Origin of the sequence: Flavivirga aquimarina (assembly GCF_030540835.1) — a bacterium.
GTDB classification, from domain to species: domain Bacteria; phylum Bacteroidota; class Bacteroidia; order Flavobacteriales; family Flavobacteriaceae; genus Flavivirga; species Flavivirga aquimarina.
The window spans coordinates 1-1932 of record NZ_JAUOEK010000065.1 but is presented as its reverse complement, the minus strand read 5'-3'; the positions used below and the strand labels follow the sequence as shown (position 1 = coordinate 1932).

At 34.8% G+C, this 1932-nt stretch carries 1 protein-coding gene; it reads right to left on the bottom strand.

Going from position 1 to position 1932, the window contains the following annotated elements:
- A partial coding sequence (locus Q4Q35_RS04815) for a M12 family metallopeptidase (RefSeq protein WP_303276809.1) occupies positions 1–1161 on the bottom strand: 1161 nt, incomplete at its 3' end.
- Positions 1162–1932 lie beyond the last annotated feature (771 nt).

Here is a 1932-nt window from a genome sequence, read left to right as displayed (position 1 = left end):
AATTGTTCCGCTATTAGTTATTGAGTAATAAAACCTTAATCTATATGTAGCCCCTGGAGTTACGGCGTCTAATAGTTGGTATGCTGTTCTTTGCTCTCCGGGAACATTAGTTAGTTTTATAGAACCTCCTCCTTGATTTCCGGGGTCGTCATTAGAATCTGTTGAAGAACCTGCTTGTTTAGGGAAGTTAGGGTTGTACCATTCTACACACGAGCATGTGTAACTGGCACCATTGTAAGGGGCTTCTTTTATTGAAAAAGTTGGGTTTTTAATAGTTGGTAAAATAACACCTGTAATTGGGGGATACATTTTAGAAATTCCAATAATGTCATTATTAGATAAACCATCTCTTTGGTAAGGGTAATTAGCACTCCCGTCTTTAGTAGTGATAGTGGGTTCTCCGTTTTTACTAAATGCATAAGGTGGGTACATCATAATACTACCAAAGTCAAATACTTCTGTGTATTCTTTTCCATCTGTACCTCTTTCTATATATGTTCTAAAATTATGCTCATAACCTGAAGTAATGTTGTCGTAATGCACAGTTATGTATTCATCTTGGTCCGATCTACTTTGTTCGTGCCATAAACCAAGAGCATGGCCTATTTCATGAATTGTGGTACCTGTTGAGCATCCACTGGCTAAATTAATATATTGTCTGCCTCCAACTCTTCCAACAGAAGAAGAGCAACCTGTTCCAATTCTAAAGGTAATATAATCTTGTGTTGTATCAGTTTTTGGGTAAAAACGAATTGATGTGTTTTGTTCCCAGTGATCAATAGCATCATGAACTCTATACTGATTAGGTAAATCACTTTCTATTTCATAATATACAGTATTGTTTCCCCACCGGGCTGTTGTTCTTCCAACGCTTTTTATAGCATTGGTTTTATTAGCATAGTATTCATTGTCTGGAATAATAATCATGTCTCCTCCAAGAATATATTGATCGCCTACTTTTTCAACTTCAATAAGTTGATCAAAGTATTTAACAGTTGTAACTTCTCCTTTAACTCCATAAGTTTCAACGAAGTTCTCTTTTAAGTCATTGTTTTCTAAATTTTTTGCAGTTTCATTGTTTGGATTAAAATCTTTTTCACATGCTGTAAAAAGATTAAATAGAATCATTAATGTAAGTGTTTTAACTAGTAAGTGTTTCATTTTTCTAATATTTTTAGGTTAATTTTCATACAATTAAATTAAGTATTTAACCTACATAAATACATGCTTATTTTAACCGCTTTATATTCTAATTTAACCCTTGTGTTTTTGAGAAAATAACTAATTGAAACACAGGTGTTTATGTGTGGTTCTGAATATTACTATTTGGTTAAATTTCTGTGTTTTTTCTTGTCTTAAAAGCTAATGTTAAAATAAGCATGCTGAAAATGAGGTGTTTATAGAAGTTTGTCGTCTTTTAGGTTGGTGTGTGATTATAGGGTTTTATCCTTATTTAAAAGTCAGAGCTCACTCGTGTTTATGAAAAAAGTCCCTTAATCAAAAAGAATTCCTCGAGGCTCTGCCTCGGGGTTTCGGTTGAAATTGTCATTCCCGAGAATCCCGATAGCTATCGGGAGGGAATCTAAATAAAGAAATTTCGGTTTTTGACCCAAAGGTCAAAATGAAACGAGTGAAATGCCTCTATGTCCCGATAGCTCCTAAAATCCGCAAGTGTATGTATATTTTGCCAATTTCCTATATTATAGGACATTTTCCAATCGGGATATTGAGTTTATAAAGAAAAACCATTCGTTTCTTTTATATTTTTAGGCCATGCATTGCCCGATGTTATTAGGCGGCCATTTTTGGGGCATGTGTTCACACCCCACTTATGCAGGCCAGGCAATCTTCTACCAATACGATCAATTGTTTTTGGGTCGGTCTATAAGGTTTTTCAAGGTACGCCACTGTATAAGCGGAGGCACCATTGCC